The following is a 14,892-nucleotide window of genomic DNA, read 5'->3' on the forward strand; positions in this document are numbered from 1 at the left end:
ACGGTCTATAGGGGCGGAAATGTTGCACTGCAACAAACATTGATCATCCATCCACCGGGCATTTGCAAATCGCCCCGCAAAGGATTGGCGACAGGGTGACGAAGGTGACACCGTGTCACCCGCCTGAAACACCCGAAAACCGTACTTTTGCGCCATTTTTCAGGCATAATGACAGGGTGACACATTGCGCGGGCGTTTTTCAGACCTCGTGCGGCTCTGCCGGGGGATCGCTCGCCTGCCCGCTATCCTCCGCCGCCTCTGCCCAAAGCTCCTCGCCTTCCTCCACGCGCTCCACCAGCACCTCGAAATCGTCTGTCGGCATGTTTTCGTGCTCGTAATGGCGCGGTCGGGCAATCGGGGTGAGCCGGTCCTGCATGGCGAGCAGCGCCACGGTGAGCCGCTCGTCATAACGGCGCGAGACATGCACCAGCTCGCCCTTGTGAAAATGCGGCACCTCCACCCCGTTCAGCGCCCGCTCCAACGCGGCCTGCGCCAGTGCATCATACTGCCGCCGGAAGGCGCAATCCCACGCAATATCGAACGGCTCGCCCTTCAACCGATTGCGCAAGCGATAGGCCGACTGCCGGCTCATCCCCACATGCCGCGCCGCCTGCGCGACATTGTGGGTGGCAGCAAGCTGACGGAGAAATTCCGCCTGCTTGGGCAGCGTCCAGCCATCATGGCGCGGCTGGATTTCGGCTGGTGTGGAGTGGGCGACGGGAGTGATCGATGTGTGATGTGTCATGCGCTTGAGCGAGGCACAGGTGCGGGGGTGTAGGAAAGGGGTAGTGATTCACGCACGTGCAACAGTTGATAGCGTGAGGCGGCCCGCGATTTTGCAACCAATTTCGTTAAAAATCTGATCAGCTCGGAAGAAGCGCTTGGAAACGGTTTGAAAGCGAACCTGCCTCGAAATAGCGGTCCAGGTATGATCGGAATTCGCTATCCAAATTCATATTTTCATTCATTAGTCTCTGTGATGTAAGCTGGAATCTTTTCACTGGAATAGCTAGAGCAGCATAATCTGCATCAAAAGCATAGTATGGCTCTGTGTCGGCAAGAAACGTCTCGATTTGATTCCCCAAGTCCCACTGTTCGTCAGAAAAAAAAGGATCGAACTTTTCTAATTCTGGTGGACGTCGCAACCTATACTGCACGACCTCACGGACTGACTTCAACCATTCATAGGTCATGATGCCATCTATCGATTGAGATTGCAGGACATCTGATTCAGAAAAATAACGTTTAGCCAAAGCGATTGCCAAACCATGGTCACCAGACGATCGGCCATTATATTGCTTGCAGAATTCGCCTTGCTTGCAATCGAAAATTAGAACCCTCCCGGCACGAATAGGAGTATAACGCTCCAGCAATATTTCGGTTTTTAGCGAATAGAAAACTGAATAGTAGAGTTTAACTGCCGCCCAAAGCCGATCACCCTTCTGAAGATCGCAGACAGCTTGAAGGAGCGATAGTGCCGCTCGTTCGTACGATGCGAGTGCGTCCGAATCTGAATGATCGCGCAATGCTTGCTCATCAGCGAGAGTGATCCTGTGAGCGCGAAGCTCGTCGCGAAATATCGCTAGATCCTCTGGCGAAGAGACCCCGAACTTCTCCTCAAAGTAGCGCTGGCATGCAGCGCGTTTAGAAGCTGTAAGCATCCTTGTTTTCTATAGATTTTGTCATTCCACGCTCTAAGTAAGCGACGACATTTCTTCTCGCAGTCTTGCCATCCTGACCCTTCAGGTCTTCCCATGTCAAAAGTTCTTCCTCTTCAAGCTTTAGTATTGAGCCAATCGTCTCGACTGTGAAAGAACCCTTTTCCGCACATTTGAAAATTAGCTTTTCGAGCAGAAATTCGATCGCGCCATTGAAGCCAGCAGCTCGAAGAAATGGGTTCTGTGTTCCGTTGCCCCACAGCTTTTCATCCTGATACGGCCGTCGAATTGCTTTAAAATAATTACTTACTACGACCGTCTGATGCTCAAGCGATTTCAAACCTCGCTTGCCAAACTCTCCATCTGGCTCAAGACCTTTTTTCAAGGCGGTCACAAAAGTGGAAAGTTCGATTTTTCCAACCCCGCGGGGTGAGCCGGGAAATTTGATCAATCGATACAAAGGTGAATCTGGATCGTCATTCAAAGCTTGTGCGATGTCGCGAGCTCTATTTATTGCGTGCTTTGGATCATTTCCAACTTCACCGAAGAGATCGTATAGAAGGCTCTTCGGCACCGGCCGTTGCTCGGTATTGATATTCAAGAAGATGGTTGCTGCTTGTTGGGTGCTTAGTCCGACACAAAGGGTCACAATGACAGTGCGCTCTCCCACCTCAACATTTTCCTCCATCGCATCTTCTAGCCCCGCCAATCTATGCTGTCCGTCGATAGCCTGCGCAGCAGAAGAGATCAGATCAAAAGAAACTTTGCCCGAATTGAATTCGACGTTCGACGATTCTTCCGTCCAATTCAATATAAATGAATTAAAGAATGTGTTACCTTGTAAAATATAGTCTTTTATACTTTGCACCCGTCGCTTACTCAAAGGTCGTTGCACGGCGCCTTCCTCATCATCAATACCGCGCACAGCAACGTAATAAATCTGCAAGAGATCTTTTACTTTCATCGGAAAAGTGAAAGCCCTTACGCCATCTAGCGATACCTCAATATATTCAGCTTTAAATTGTTTGCTCTTCGCTGCCATATTTTTCTTTCTAAAGACCAAGTCTAAGCGGTTAGAATCGCGAGGCGGTGGAATTAAGCGGAACTTTGGGAATGTAATTGAATTTCAATCGAAGGCAACAAGCCTAGGCGTGGCATCAAGCCGCACTTCAATCTTTTGGCAAATCCAACTTCTCGCCCTTCGCCTTAAACAGCGCGCTCATCTCCTCCATGCCTTTCAGCGCGGCTTTACGGCTGGCTTCCGCAATGTCCACGCCCGATGCGGTGGCTTCGAGAAAGCTGTCGGGGTCGGCATTTTGCTTGAAGGCGTAGTCGAGCGCCAGCCGCAGGACAGCGGACTAGGCAGATCAAACGGCGGACTCCTCCGCCCCCAAACGCCAAAAGGCGGGCCTCTTTATGAGACCCGCCTCCTATGGCAGGCGCTTTGATAGCGCGAAGGGAAGACGCTGCGCCTGCTCTGGGTCAGGCTGGCATCAGCACGGTGTCGATCACGTGGATCACTCCGTTATCGGCATCGACATCGGTGGCGACCACGATTGCGGTTCCGCCCGTGGCATCGCGCAGGACGACATTCTCGCCATCCATCATCGCGGTCAGCGTCGCGCCGTTCACAGTCTCGATCGTGTAGCCTGCATCACCTGCGGCTTCGATCGCTGCAACAACATCTGTCGCCATCAATTCGCCAGCGACGACGTGATAGGTGAGGATGTTGCCGAGCGTTTCGGTATCGTCGGTGGTGAGCGTCTGCACCGTGCCTGCGGGCAGCTTGTCAAAGGCGGCATTGTTCGGCGCGAATACGGTAAGGGGTCCGTCACCCGACAAGGTCTCTACAAGGCCCGCGGCCTGAACGGCGGCGACCAGGGTCGAGAAATCAGGGTTGCCGGCAGCCACGTCGACAATCGTGGAGCTCGTGTCAGCGGGCGCTTCCATCGCTGGTTCGGCGTCTGCCATATCGGTGTCGTCAGGCGTTTCGCCGCAGGCCGAAAGCGCAATGGCGGTGGAGGCCACCAGCGGAATCATCAATTTATGGAACATGGTCGTCCTTTCGAAAAATCTTGGGTCCCCTTCGTCTGCATCCAAAATGGGGAATGCGGACGTGAATTGGGACACGGACGAAAGGACAGGGGCCTTAAGGACGGGGGTACAGGCGGATCGATAAGGGACCGCATTTGCGAAGATGGTGGCGCGTATGGCGTGCGCCCGCCCCTAACCGTCCTCGGCAACCCGTCGATGCTCCTCCACACTGCGCTGCATCTCTCGCGCTTGCAGGTTGAGTGCCCTGCTCGACAGGCGGATTTCGCGGCTTTGCTGGAAGAAGCCGAGCACCAGCCAAAGGAAGGCGAGCGGGCTGGAGACGCCGCCAACAAAATCGCCCAATTCGTTGAGCGCAAGGTCGGCAGGGTTCTGGCCCTGTATCACCAGATAGAGCGCGACCCCCGCCACATAGAGAACTGACAGGCCAAGGCCGATCATGGGCAAATGGCGGCGTTCGCGGCGTTCGGCCTCTCTCTCAGCCTCCCAATCGCTTGCCTCGCTATCTGCCATGATGCGGCCCCTTCTGCCTTACTCCGTTTCCTCTTCGGGCAGATAGAGCTGCTCACCCTTCGCCTTGTAGAGCTTGCTCATCTCTTCCATCCCCGCAATCGCGGCGGCGCGGCTGGCTTCTGCCGCGTCGGCTCCGGCCTGGGCGGAGGCGAGGAAGCTGTCGGCGCTCTGGTTCTGCTTGCTGGCGAAATCGCGCACTTCCTGGCTGATCTTCATCGAGCAGAACTTTGGTCCGCACATGGAGCAGAAATGCGCTGTCTTCGCGCCTTCTGCGGGCAGGGTCTGGTCGTGGAATTCCTCTGCCGTGTCGGGGTCGAGTGACAGGTTGAACTGGTCGCGCCAGCGAAATTCGAAGCGGGCCTTGCTCAAGGCGTCGTCGCGCAGCTTGGCGGCGGGGTGGCCCTTTGCCAGATCGGCGGCGTGGGCGGCGAGTTTATATGTCACCACGCCGACCTTCACATCGTCGCGGTCAGGCAGGCCGAGGTGTTCCTTGGGCGTGACGTAGCAAAGCATCGCCGTGCCGTACCAGCCGATCTGCGCAGCGCCGATGCCGCTGGTGATATGGTCATATCCCGGCGCAATATCGGTGACGAGCGGCCCGAGCGTGTAGAACGGCGCTTCGCCGCACACCTCCAGCTGCTTTTCCATATTCTCCTTGATCTTGTGCATGGGCACGTGGCCCGGCCCTTCGATCATGACCTGCACATCTTCCTTCCACGCGCGGTGGGTGAGCTCGCCCAGCGTATACAGCTCGGCAAATTGCGCTTCGTCATTGGCGTCGGCGATGCTGCCGGGGCGCAGGCCATCGCCCAGCGAATAGGCAATGTCATAGGCCTTCATGATCTCGGTAATCTCGTCGAACTTCTCGTAAAGGAAGCTCTCCTTGTGATGCGCGAGGCACCATTTCGCCATGATAGAGCCACCGCGAGAGACGATGCCGGTGACGCGCTTGGCGGCCATCGGGACATAGGGCAGGCGCACGCCCGCGTGGATGGTGAAATAGTCGACGCCCTGCTCGGCCTGTTCGATCAGCGTGTCGCGGAACACCTCCCACGTCAGGTCTTCGGCCACGCCGCCGACCTTTTCCAGCGCCTGGTAGATCGGCACGGTGCCGATGGGGACAGGGCTGTTGCGGATGATCCATTCGCGCGTGTCGTGGATATTGCGGCCGGTGCTGAGGTCCATCACAGTGTCCGCGCCCCAGCGAATCGACCAGACCATCTTGTCCACCTCGTTCGCCACGTCCGATGCGACGGCGCTATTGCCGATATTGGCGTTGATCTTGACGAGGAAATTGCGCCCGATGGCCATGGGTTCGGCTTCGGGGTGGTTGACGTTGGAAGGTATGATGGCGCGGCCACGGGCGACCTCGTCACGCACGAATTCGGGCGTGACATAGTCGGGGATTTCCGCGCCCCAGCTTTCTCCGTCGCGGATAGCGCCGCGGATCTGCGCGCGGCCCATGTTCTCGCGTTCCGCCACATATTCCATTTCGGGCGTGATGATGCCGCGACGGGCGTAGTGCATCTGCGAAAGGTTGGCGCCGGGCTTTGCGCGCAGCACGGTTTTGGCAACATTGGGAAAGGCTGGCACGCCGCCCGAACGATCGGGGCCGAGCTGGCCATTATCTTCGGGCCTGATTTCGCGGGCGGCATATTCTTCCACGTCGCCGCGTTCCAGCTGCCACGCGCGGCGCAGGGAAGGCAGGCCAGCGCTGATGTCGATCTTGGCATCGGGATCGGTATAGGGGCCGGAGGTGTCATAAACGCGCACCGGCGGCTCTCCGGAAGAAGGCTCCAGATCGATCTCGCGCATGGCGACGCGGCGGTCGCCCACATGGACCTTGCGGCTGCCGCGAATGGGGCCTGTGGTCACGCCGATTTCGAATTGGGAATTGATGTCTGCCATGATGGATAAGGCCTTTTGTCGGGAATGTATTGAAGGATGCGGGGAGGTCAGAAACGCAGCAGCGCCACGCAGATGAGGACAATGCCGATCACCAGCGATAACAGCGCCCAGACGGTGTCGATTTTTCCGAACAGCTTGCTGGCAAAATGCAGGAAGGGTCGCCCGAAAGCGAGGATCAGCACGCCTTCCAAGGCCATGCCGCCTCCCATGATGGTGATGATGACAGAGAGCCAGTCCGAAGTGTCCCACGGATTGACGAGATAGATTGTCGCGCCCAGCGCCAGCACCACGATGCCGGTGAGAAAACGCAGCGCCTCGTTTCGTTCGAACCCGTCGAGCATGGCCGCCCAGCTTCCCGGAGAACGGATTTCGCCCACCGCCGCGCCAAGGGCATACAGCCCCATGAACAAGGCAATCCAGGAAGATATGTCTGCGCTATGGCCCATAAATGCGCTCCTCTCCAACAATGCGGAGGCAAAGCGGCTCTTGCCCGGGCCGCCCTTCCCTCCGCCCGTGCTAACGGGTTCAGGTTCAACGGGTCGGGCGGCGCTTAATCCGCCCCTCTCAGCCACAAGCTGGCTCCCCGGGGATAGAGCGGTCTTAGGCCAATGCTTTGCCGTCGTAAAGTATTGCCCGATCACGCGGAATGGACGCAGCGGCGCGCGGGCTATAGGCGACTTGGCGCAATGACCATGCTGTATAATCTCGATGCCGATGCAGGCGCGATTGGCCGCACCTTTGGTGTCGAGGTAGGCAATGACCCGTGGACCGGCAGCTATGTCGCGCCTGCCAGCTTTGCGCCGGTCATCACTGCGGGACGCGAGTTTATCGCCGGGCCGGGATCGTCGCGCCAGCCGTGGCGCATGGTGCCGCGCTTGTGGGGCGTGCCGCCTCCGCCATCCGCACATGATGCAACGCGCGCCGTCCTGAGCGTGCGCAACAGACAAAGCCCGTTCTGGATCGGAAACTTGCGCAATCCAGAATTTCGCTGTCTCGTTCCGGCGACCAGCTTTATGGAATGGGGCCCACAACCGGTCAGCGTGGGCGCGGATGGCAAGCGCCGCCAGCACTGGTTCACCGCATCCGACCAGCCGTTGTTTGCGCTGGCAGGCGTATGGATGGACAGCGAAGTGCCCGGCTTCGCGCTGCTGACCTGTGCGCCTAACGCGCTGGTGAAACGCACCGGACGCGATGCTATGCCGGTTATCCTGCCACCCCATCGCGGCGCGTGGGCGACATGGCTGCACGGCGGGTGGGACAGGGCGGAAGCGCTGCTGGAGCCATATTCTTCATCGCTGATGCGGAAGGTGGAGCGCTAAAAGCACAAATTTACGCGGCGACCGTCACGATAAACGCAATGGCCAATATGCGGCTGGTGCGGCCTCTGAAATCTCTGCTTGCCTTGCGCCCATAGCAAAAAATCGTCGCGTTAGAACGCCTTGGTCATTCCGCCGGGCTGACTGGTCACCCGACAGCCATGTTTGCCTTGCTGGCACTGATCGCTATGACCCGTTGCAATCACACGTTCAAAGGAAGGATCGCCCCCTATGAAAATGCTCCGCCCTGCACTGCTTGCCTCCGCCCTGACGCTGCCCTTCACCCCAGCATTGGCGCAGGACGTGATGACACCGGAAGATGTCGCGCGCGTCGAATCCACCGGCACTGTCGCCGTTTCACAGGATGGCACCCGCATCGCCTACACCCGTGTTCACTATCCCGATGTGACCCGCGGCGAAGAGGACGGCACAGGCCGCCAGCAATTGTTGGTGGCCGATGGCCCGATGCAATCGCGCGCATTCCTGCCCGAAGACATGTCCGTATCAGGCGTGGATTTCACGCCTGACGGATCAATGATTACCTTCCTTTATACCAGCGAAGATGATGACCGTGCATTGTGGGGCATTCCTGTAAATGGCGGATCTCATCGCAAGATTGCCGGCGTGGATGATGCGCAAGTCAGGTCCTACGCATTTTCGCCCGATGGATCGCAGGCCTACCTGTTGGTTTCCGCAGCGCCGGATGAAGGCCGGGACGATGAACGCGGCGATGGCTTCGATTCAGTCGTTTACGAGGAAGAACAGCGTCTTAATCGTGTATTCGTTGCCAGCACCGCTGGCGCGGAGGTAGATGCAGCCCCGCGCGCGATTACCGTGCCAGGCTATGTCGACAGCTTCGAAGTTGCGCCCAATGGCCAGTGGGCCGTCATCACCAGCGCGCCGACCCCGCTGATCGACGATGCCTACACGGCCAAGCGTGCGCATATCCTTAGTCTGGTGGACGGTTCGCTGATGACGGTGGAAACACCGGGCAAGATTGGCGATATCGAAATCTCGCCCGATGGCCGCCAGCTTTCGATGATTGCTGCTGTCGATGAAAACGACCCTGCTCCTACCACGCTGCATCTTGTCGATACTGACACAGGTGCTTTCCGCGCGCTGAATGCTGACGCGCCCGAAGCGGCGATCGATGCGGAGTGGATGGCCGACGGTCGCCTTGCCGTGGTGGTGCATGTTGGCGTGCAGAGCGTGTTGCGGATCTATTCCGATGAAGGCGATGTGCTGCGCAATGTCGATCCGGGCGCGCTGATACTGACCAGCCTTGGACAGGGCGGCAACCGCCTGACCGTGGAGGCCAATTCGCCAGCCCACCCTAACGAACTGTTCCTTTACACAAGTGCAGGTTTCGAACGCTGGACCGATCACAATCCATGGCTGGCCAATATAGCGATGGGCGATCAACGCGCCTATACTTATACAGCGCGTGACGGGCAGGAAATAGAAGGCGTGCTGATAGAGCCTGTCGGCGGAATAGCAGCAGGCGGTGTGCCGCTAATCCTGGATGTGCATGGCGGGCCCGAGGCACATGAAAGCAATGGCTGGGTCACCAATTATTCCGGGCCCGGACAGGTTGCTGCGGGACAAGGCTATGCCGTGTTTCTGCCCAATTATCGCGGCTCCACCGGATATGGAACAGCCTTTTCCAAGCAGCATCAAGGCAATTATACCGATCCCGAATTCGTCGATCTGGTAGATGCCAAATATGCGCTGGTGGAAGCCGGTATCGCTGATGCGGACCGTGTCGGCGTGACGGGCGGTTCGTATGGCGGTTATGCAACCGGCTGGAGCAGCACCTATTATTCGGAAGAATTTGCCGCGGGCGTCATGTTTGTCGGCATTTCCAACCAGATCAGCAAGGTGGGCACAGGCGACATTCCGATGGAAATGTATCTCGTCCATGCGCGCCAGTGGCCGTGGGAAAATTGGCAGCACTTCCTTGAAGTCAGCCCGATTTACTACGTTGACCGTGCCGATACGCCGCTGCTCATCATGCATGGTGACAGCGATCCGCGCGTCAGCCCGACGCAGAGCCTTGAGCTATATCGCAACATCCGTATTCGCCGCCCCGATACGCCGGTGCGGCTGGTATATTACCCGGGCGAAGGCCACGGCAATGCGCGCGCCGCATCACGTTACGATTACAATCTGCGCATGATGGAATGGTTCGACACCTATCTCAAGACAGGCAATCGCGATGCCACCATGCCCGCAGCGCGCCCGTCGCTGAACATTGAGGAAAGCGACGACTGAGCCGTAAAACTGACTGCATAAGCGAAAGGGCGGCAGGCGCAGGCCTGCCGCCCTTTTTCGCAAAACAACTATCAGAAGGTGTAGGCCAGTCCTACTGCACCAGTGAACTGGTCCTTAGATCCGCGTTCGGTGGTAAAGGGCGTATCGGCCGCGTCACCCAGCAAGCGCGAATATCCGCCGAGCAGGACGAGAGCGAGCCCGCCATTGGCCAGATCACCATCAAGATCAATCCCGAGGAACAGATTGGCGCCAACATTGGTGAAGCCACCGCCATCAGGATCAAACGGGGTCAGCGGCGACACGCCCGGACCGATATAGGCCGAAGGATCGACACCAAAGTTATAGTCGTGAAAATCCTCATCCGCCCATTCTGCGCCGATGGAAAGCGCTCCCGCCATTCCGCGGCTCAGCGGGGTGAAATATGATATGCCAGGGGACACCACCAAGCCTTCATGCGCCCCCGCAGCATCAAGCATGATATCGGTGCTGAAAGACAAGCTGTCGTAAGGGTTGAGCACCTGGTTGATGCTGACGCCCACACTCGGCCCGACCTCTATCGCCCCGTCCAGCTCGCCATATTGCTTGACGATCTCATCCTCGATCTGGCCGGTGCGATTGTTCCTCAACCGCCCTGCTACGCCGAGACTGAGATCTACCTTGCCTTCACCATCGGGGATGAAATCAAGCTTGAGCCCGCCCGCGCGCGGCGAAATCCCGATACCGCCCAGCGAACCTTGCGCAAATGGCAGGACCGAAACTACATAATCGTCCGATCCGGTGTATGAAGAACTGACCGCAGCGCCAACGCCTACCGACAGATAATCGCCGTCATATACGGTTTCACTCATATCGACCGGACCTTGGGACACATTGACTTCATCGTCTTCGCTGGAAGTGTCCTGCGCCATGGCAGGCACCGCAAGTGTGACGGAGGCAAGAGCGGCAACAAGCCGCAGAGAGTGGTATTGCATCGAGTGGATTCCTTTGATGGTAAGGTCCTTTAACATCTAACGTGTTCATCAGGTTCCGCAATGATTACCGGTAGTTCCTAGGTGTGACATACAAGTGACAGGGCACCATCACACCGCCCCGCCCGCGCCTTGCCATTCGCGAATGGCATCCATTGGATAAAGCAACATAATGACGTTCAGCGTCAGATTATCGCGGATCGCCCACAGTGCCAGCAATTCAAGAAATAGCGCCAGCGCCAGTATTGCCCAGGCCGGCAGACGCACAGCGATCAGGAACCCGACCATCATCCAGCCGATATCGGCAGCGGAATTGACGATGGAATCGCCTGTATAACCGTAGGCCGCAGTCGCCTCTCGGTAATGATTGATGACCGTGGGCGTGTTCTCGGCGATTTCCCACAGCGCTTCCACCGCCACCGCGATCGGCAGGGCCCAACGTTCCGGCCTCCTGCCAAACAAGTGCCATCTTTGCCACAGCAGCCATGCAATCCCCGACATGATCAGGCCGTGGGTGAAATGGCTGGGTGAATACCAATCGTGATATGCTGGCTATTGCCTGCCGATTGGACCTTGCCATGCCACAGATCAATTGTGCCGCAGGTGCACATGGGCGGGCGATCCATGGCGAAAAGCACGGCAATTGCCGCGAACACGATAAATGCAGTAAGGAGCAGAGCCGGGCGATGCGGCAGAAGCTTTTCCATTCACGCCAGCATTACGGCACGCACTAAGCCTGGCAAGCACGCAATGGCGGCACTGGCCCGCCACTACGGACTAGTGACCATCATTGCCTCGCCCCGGCAATCCGCTAAGGCACCGGAATAATGAGCGAACGCGATTGCGATATAGCCATCATTGGCGGCGGCCTTTCAGGCGGATTGATTGCCTTGGCGCTGGCCCGTCGTCGGCCAGAACTATCCGTCCGGCTGATTGAAGGCGGCCCGAAACTGGGCGGCAATCACCGCTGGAGCTGGTTTGCAACCGATCTGGATCACGACGGAGAGGATCTGCTCTCTCCAATCCGCAAGATTGATTGGGATGGCGGTTATGAAGTGCGCTTTCCGGGCCATACGCGCCGGCTGGATGCCGCCTACCGATCCATCGACAGCGCAGATTTTTCCGCCGCGCTGGAACGGGAACTGGCGCCGGGCACGATTCTGACTGGCCGGGATGCCGCCAGATTGACCGGCAGCGGCGTTACCTTGCGTGATGGAACGCAGATTACCGCGCGCAGCGTCATCGATTGCCGTGGCTTTGCCGCGACAGGCGATCTGGAAGGCGGCTGGCAGGTCTTTATGGGACGGCATTTGCGCACGCCATCGCCGCATGGGGTGGACCGCCCGATCATCATGGATGCGACGGTGGATCAGACGCATGGCTACCGCTTCACATATGTGCTGCCGCTGGGTCTGAACGATCTTTTCATCGAAGATACCTATTATCAGGATACGCATGAACTGGACCGCTCAGCCCTGTCCGGACGGATCGACGCATATCAGCGCCAGCATGGCTGGACGGGTGAACCTGTCAGCTTTGAAACCGGTATTCTGCCTGTCATCACTGGCGGCAATTTCGCTGATTTCCAGGCCGCTCATCGAATTCCCGGCGTCAGCGTGGCAGGTGCGCGGGGCGGGTTTGTCCACCCACTCACCAGCTATACCCTGCCTATCGCGGTCAGGACTGCGCTGATGGTTGCCAAGGATGCAGATCTGCCGGGCGATCAATTATCCGCCAAGCTGGAAACGCATGCTCGCCAGCACTGGCGGGCCATGCGCTATTACCGGCTGCTGGGCCGCATGCTGTTTTGCGGGGCAGAGCCGCAGGAGCGATACCGGATTTTCAAACGTTTCTACCGCTTGCCTGAACCGCTTATCGAACGTTTCTATGCCGGAAAATCCACCATGAAGGATCGGCTGCGCGTGCTTTCAGGCCGTCCGCCAATACCGATGAAGCGGGCAATTCCAGCGCTGTTCAGTCATTGCCCCGGCTTGTTGGCTCCCAATCGCAAGGACCATCGATGAAAACTCCCGAAGGACGAACCGCCTGCGTGATTGGTGCCGGTTTTGGCGGCATGGCGCTGGCCATCCGTCTGCAAAGCGCGGGCATTGCTACCACTGTTATAGAAGGGCGCGACAAGCCCGGCGGCCGTGCCTATTTCTGGCAGCAGGACGGCTTTACCTTTGATGGCGGCCCCACTGTCATCACCGATCCGCCATGCCTGCGCGAATTATGGGAGCTTTCGGGCCATGACATGGATGATGATCTGGAACTGATGCCTGTCAGTCCGTTCTATCGTCTCAATTGGCCCGACGGCACAAATTTCGATTATTCGAACGACAAGCAAAATCTGCACAAGGAGATCGCCAAGCTCGATCCCGCCGATGTCGCAGGCTACGACCGCTTTCTGCAATATTCCAGTGCCGTGCATGATGAAGGTTACGTCAAGCTGGGGACTGTGCCCTTCCTCGATTTCAAAAGCATGCTGAAAGCCGCACCTGCCTTGGCCAAGCATCAGGCATGGCGCAGCGTCTATTCCATTGTCAGCAAATTTGTTCGTAATGAAAAGCTGCGCGAGGCGCTCAGCTTCCATACGCTGCTTGTGGGCGGCGATCCGATGAAGACCAGCAGCATCTATGCGCTGATTCACAAGCTGGAGATGACCGGCGGCGTATGGTGGACGCGTGGCGGCACCAATCGCCTGATAGCCGGAATGGTCCGCCATTTTGAACGGCTGGGCGGGACGATGCGCGTAGGCGATGCAGTAGAACGGGTAGAAACCACCGGTAACCGCGCCACGGGGGTAACTACTCAGGGCGGCTGGTCAGGCAAATTCGATGCGGTCGCCAGCAATGCCGATATCGTCCATTCCTACAAGAAATTGCTGGGCGACAATCATCGCGGCAGGACGCATGGCAAGGCGCTGGCGAAAAAGAAATATTCGCCCAGCCTGTTCGTCGTGCATTTCGGAGTGGAAGGCAGCTGGCCGGGCATACCGCACCACATGATCCTGTTCGGCCCGCGTTATAAAGGATTGCTGCAGGACATTTATGACAAGGGCATCCTGCCAGCAGATTTCTCGATCTATCTGCACCATCCCACCGTCACCGATCCCAGCATGGCGCCGGAAGGCAAAAGCTCCTTCTATGCGCTGGTCCCCGTCGCCCACATGGGCAAGCTGACGGTCGATTGGGACGAGATCGGCCCAAGGCTTGAAAAACGGGTGCTGGATGAAGTCGGCAGGCGGCTTATCCCTGATATCCATGATCGCATTGTCACCAAGTTCCATTACGCGCCAAAGGATTTCGCGCAGGATTTGAACGCTCATCTCGGCAGTGCCTTCAGCCTCGAGCCACTACTGACGCAAAGCGCCTTCTTCCGCGCGCATAATCGGGACGACACAATCGGCAATTTCTACCTTGTCGGCGCAGGCACGCATCCCGGCGCGGGCATCCCCGGTGTGGTGGGCAGCGCCAAGGCGACAGCGGGGCTGATGATCGACGATCTTAGCAGATAGCGGGGCATGCCTTCGATAGCCGCACTGGCAAAAAGGCGTAGCGCATTGCATAGGGTCTGTCCCGCAGTGCATTTCCAATCCAGCAAGGGCATTCCTTCATGAACCGTATCGCCGTCTATTGCGGCTCTGCCACGCCGCCTGACCCGCGATTTATCGAATTGGCAACACAGGTCGGCCGCAGCCTTGCAGAGCGCGGCATTGGCATTGTCTATGGCGGCGGCAAGGCGGGGCTCATGGGCGCGCTGGCGACAGGCGCGCTGGATGCGGGCGGCGAGGTAATCGGCGTGATCCCACAGGCGCTGAAAGACATGGAGGTCGCCAATCTGGATTGCACCCAGTTGCATGTGGTCGATACCATGCACCAGCGCAAACAGGCTTTTACCGATCTTTCAGACGGCTTCATTACACTGCCCGGCGGTGTCGGGACGATGGACGAATTGTGGGAAGCTGTCAGCTGGGCGCAGCTGGGCTATCACAACAATCCAGTCGGGCTGCTCAATGCCCTGGGATATTATGACGGTCTTGTTGCGTTCAACAGCCAGATGGCCGAAAGTGGGTTTGTCAGGCAAGCCCATCGAGATATCGTTATTGTAAGCGAAACGCTGGAGGAACTGCTGGAAAAGATGGCCGCCTACACGCCTGGCACAACAATCGTGCAAATGCGCGCAGAGGATTTGTGAAGCGCGTCA

Annotated in this window: 13 protein-coding genes, 1 pseudogene and 1 riboswitch; of the genes and pseudogenes, 5 read left to right on the forward strand and 9 right to left on the reverse strand. The window is 57.9% G+C overall.

The genetic code is table 11. The features are described from left to right. Nucleotides 1-199: 199 nt before the first annotated feature. The 7 genes from CP97_RS12920 to CP97_RS12955 all read right to left on the reverse strand — a co-directional run bounded on the left by CP97_RS12920 (nucleotide 200) and on the right by CP97_RS12955 (nucleotide 6,577). Complete coding sequence (locus tag CP97_RS12920) at nucleotides 200-745, reverse strand: helix-turn-helix domain-containing protein (protein WP_048886297.1); 546 nt, start codon at nucleotides 743-745, stop codon at nucleotides 200-202. Nucleotides 746-863: 118 nt separating this feature from the next. Then, nucleotides 864-1,661 carry a hypothetical protein gene (locus CP97_RS12925; protein WP_048886298.1) on the reverse strand — a complete coding sequence of 266 codons (798 nt, stop codon included), beginning with the start codon at nucleotides 1,659-1,661 and terminating at the stop codon, nucleotides 864-866. Further along, complete coding sequence (locus CP97_RS12930) at nucleotides 1,645-2,700, reverse strand: DGQHR domain-containing protein (RefSeq protein ID WP_048886299.1); 1,056 nt, start codon at nucleotides 2,698-2,700, stop codon at nucleotides 1,645-1,647. The genes CP97_RS12925 and CP97_RS12930 overlap by 17 nt, the downstream gene beginning before the upstream one ends. 440 nt (nucleotides 2,701-3,140) lie before the next feature. Next, nucleotides 3,141-3,713, reverse strand: a complete 573-nt coding sequence (locus CP97_RS12940; RefSeq protein ID WP_048887007.1) for a fasciclin domain-containing protein — start codon at nucleotides 3,711-3,713, stop codon at nucleotides 3,141-3,143. Between the two features lie 171 nt (nucleotides 3,714-3,884). Then, nucleotides 3,885-4,223 carry a hypothetical protein gene (locus CP97_RS12945; protein ID WP_048886301.1) on the reverse strand — a complete coding sequence of 113 codons (339 nt, stop codon included), beginning with the start codon at nucleotides 4,221-4,223 and terminating at the stop codon, nucleotides 3,885-3,887. A gap of 18 nt (nucleotides 4,224-4,241) precedes the next feature. Continuing rightward, the gene (gene thiC / locus CP97_RS12950; protein ID WP_048886302.1) at nucleotides 4,242-6,131 is read right to left on the reverse strand and encodes a phosphomethylpyrimidine synthase ThiC; all 1,890 of its coding nucleotides are present in this window, start codon (nucleotides 6,129-6,131) and stop codon (nucleotides 4,242-4,244) included. Between the two features lie 47 nt (nucleotides 6,132-6,178). Next, complete coding sequence (locus tag CP97_RS12955; protein WP_048886303.1) at nucleotides 6,179-6,577, reverse strand: hypothetical protein; 399 nt, start codon at nucleotides 6,575-6,577, stop codon at nucleotides 6,179-6,181. Between the two features lie 39 nt (nucleotides 6,578-6,616). Continuing rightward, a riboswitch (TPP riboswitch) is annotated at nucleotides 6,617-6,727 on the reverse strand. 90 nt (nucleotides 6,728-6,817) lie between these two features. Between CP97_RS12955 and CP97_RS12960 the strand changes: the two genes are divergently transcribed. Beyond that, complete coding sequence (locus CP97_RS12960) at nucleotides 6,818-7,450, forward strand: SOS response-associated peptidase family protein (RefSeq protein WP_048887008.1); 633 nt, start codon at nucleotides 6,818-6,820, stop codon at nucleotides 7,448-7,450. Between the two features lie 228 nt (nucleotides 7,451-7,678). Then, on the forward strand, nucleotides 7,679-9,718 hold the full coding sequence (locus CP97_RS12965; protein ID WP_053106642.1) for an alpha/beta hydrolase family protein: 2,040 nt from the start codon (nucleotides 7,679-7,681) through the stop codon (nucleotides 9,716-9,718). A 71-nt stretch (nucleotides 9,719-9,789) separates the two neighbouring features. Here the strand turns inward: CP97_RS12965 and CP97_RS12970 are convergent, their stop codons facing one another. Together CP97_RS12970 and CP97_RS12975 are read right to left on the reverse strand one after the other, a co-directional pair. After that, nucleotides 9,790-10,689, reverse strand: coding sequence for a MipA/OmpV family protein (locus CP97_RS12970; RefSeq protein WP_048887010.1), 900 nt, complete (start codon nucleotides 10,687-10,689; stop codon nucleotides 9,790-9,792). Nucleotides 10,690-10,797: 108 nt separating this feature from the next. Next, a pseudogene (locus CP97_RS12975) lies at nucleotides 10,798-11,393 on the reverse strand (DUF2585 family protein). Between the two features lie 120 nt (nucleotides 11,394-11,513). Between CP97_RS12975 and crtY the strand changes: the two are divergent. The 3 genes from crtY (at nucleotide 11,514) to CP97_RS12990 (ending at nucleotide 14,883) form a co-directional block, all read left to right on the forward strand. Beyond that, complete coding sequence (crtY, locus tag CP97_RS12980) at nucleotides 11,514-12,710, forward strand: lycopene beta-cyclase CrtY (RefSeq protein ID WP_174539169.1); 1,197 nt, start codon at nucleotides 11,514-11,516, stop codon at nucleotides 12,708-12,710. After that, entirely contained in the window at nucleotides 12,707-14,203 is a 1,497-nt protein-coding gene (locus tag CP97_RS12985) for a phytoene desaturase (protein WP_048886305.1), read from the forward strand. The genes crtY and CP97_RS12985 overlap by 4 nt, the downstream gene beginning before the upstream one ends. Nucleotides 14,204-14,301: 98 nt before the next feature. Further along, entirely contained in the window at nucleotides 14,302-14,883 is a 582-nt protein-coding gene (locus CP97_RS12990) for an LOG family protein (protein WP_048886306.1), read from the forward strand. The last annotated feature ends 9 nt before the right edge of the window (nucleotides 14,884-14,892 follow it).

Source organism: Aurantiacibacter atlanticus, assembly GCF_001077815.2.
Classification (GTDB): domain Bacteria; phylum Pseudomonadota; class Alphaproteobacteria; order Sphingomonadales; family Sphingomonadaceae; genus Alteraurantiacibacter; species Alteraurantiacibacter atlanticus.

Bases quoted from the DNA above. Each gene is read 5' to 3' on its own strand.
- CP97_RS12920 (WP_048886297.1), bottom strand. From the start codon at position 745: ATGACACATCACACATCGATCACTCCCGTCGCCCACTCCACACCAGCC.
- CP97_RS12925 (WP_048886298.1), bottom strand. From the start codon at position 1,661: ATGCTTACAGCTTCTAAACGCGCTGCATGCCAGCGCTACTTTGAGGAG.
- CP97_RS12930 (WP_048886299.1), bottom strand. From the start codon at position 2,700: ATGGCAGCGAAGAGCAAACAATTTAAAGCTGAATATATTGAGGTATCG.
- CP97_RS12940 (WP_048887007.1), bottom strand. From the start codon at position 3,713: ATGTTCCATAAATTGATGATTCCGCTGGTGGCCTCCACCGCCATTGCG.
- CP97_RS12945 (WP_048886301.1), bottom strand. From the start codon at position 4,223: ATGGCAGATAGCGAGGCAAGCGATTGGGAGGCTGAGAGAGAGGCCGAA.
- thiC (WP_048886302.1), bottom strand. From the start codon at position 6,131: ATGGCAGACATCAATTCCCAATTCGAAATCGGCGTGACCACAGGCCCC.
- CP97_RS12955 (WP_048886303.1), bottom strand. From the start codon at position 6,577: ATGGGCCATAGCGCAGACATATCTTCCTGGATTGCCTTGTTCATGGGG.
- CP97_RS12960 (WP_048887008.1), top strand. From the start codon at position 6,818: ATGACCATGCTGTATAATCTCGATGCCGATGCAGGCGCGATTGGCCGC.
- CP97_RS12965 (WP_053106642.1), top strand. From the start codon at position 7,679: ATGAAAATGCTCCGCCCTGCACTGCTTGCCTCCGCCCTGACGCTGCCC.
- CP97_RS12970 (WP_048887010.1), bottom strand. From the start codon at position 10,689: ATGCAATACCACTCTCTGCGGCTTGTTGCCGCTCTTGCCTCCGTCACA.
- crtY (WP_174539169.1), top strand. From the start codon at position 11,514: ATGAGCGAACGCGATTGCGATATAGCCATCATTGGCGGCGGCCTTTCA.
- CP97_RS12985 (WP_048886305.1), top strand. From the start codon at position 12,707: ATGAAAACTCCCGAAGGACGAACCGCCTGCGTGATTGGTGCCGGTTTT.
- CP97_RS12990 (WP_048886306.1), top strand. From the start codon at position 14,302: ATGAACCGTATCGCCGTCTATTGCGGCTCTGCCACGCCGCCTGACCCG.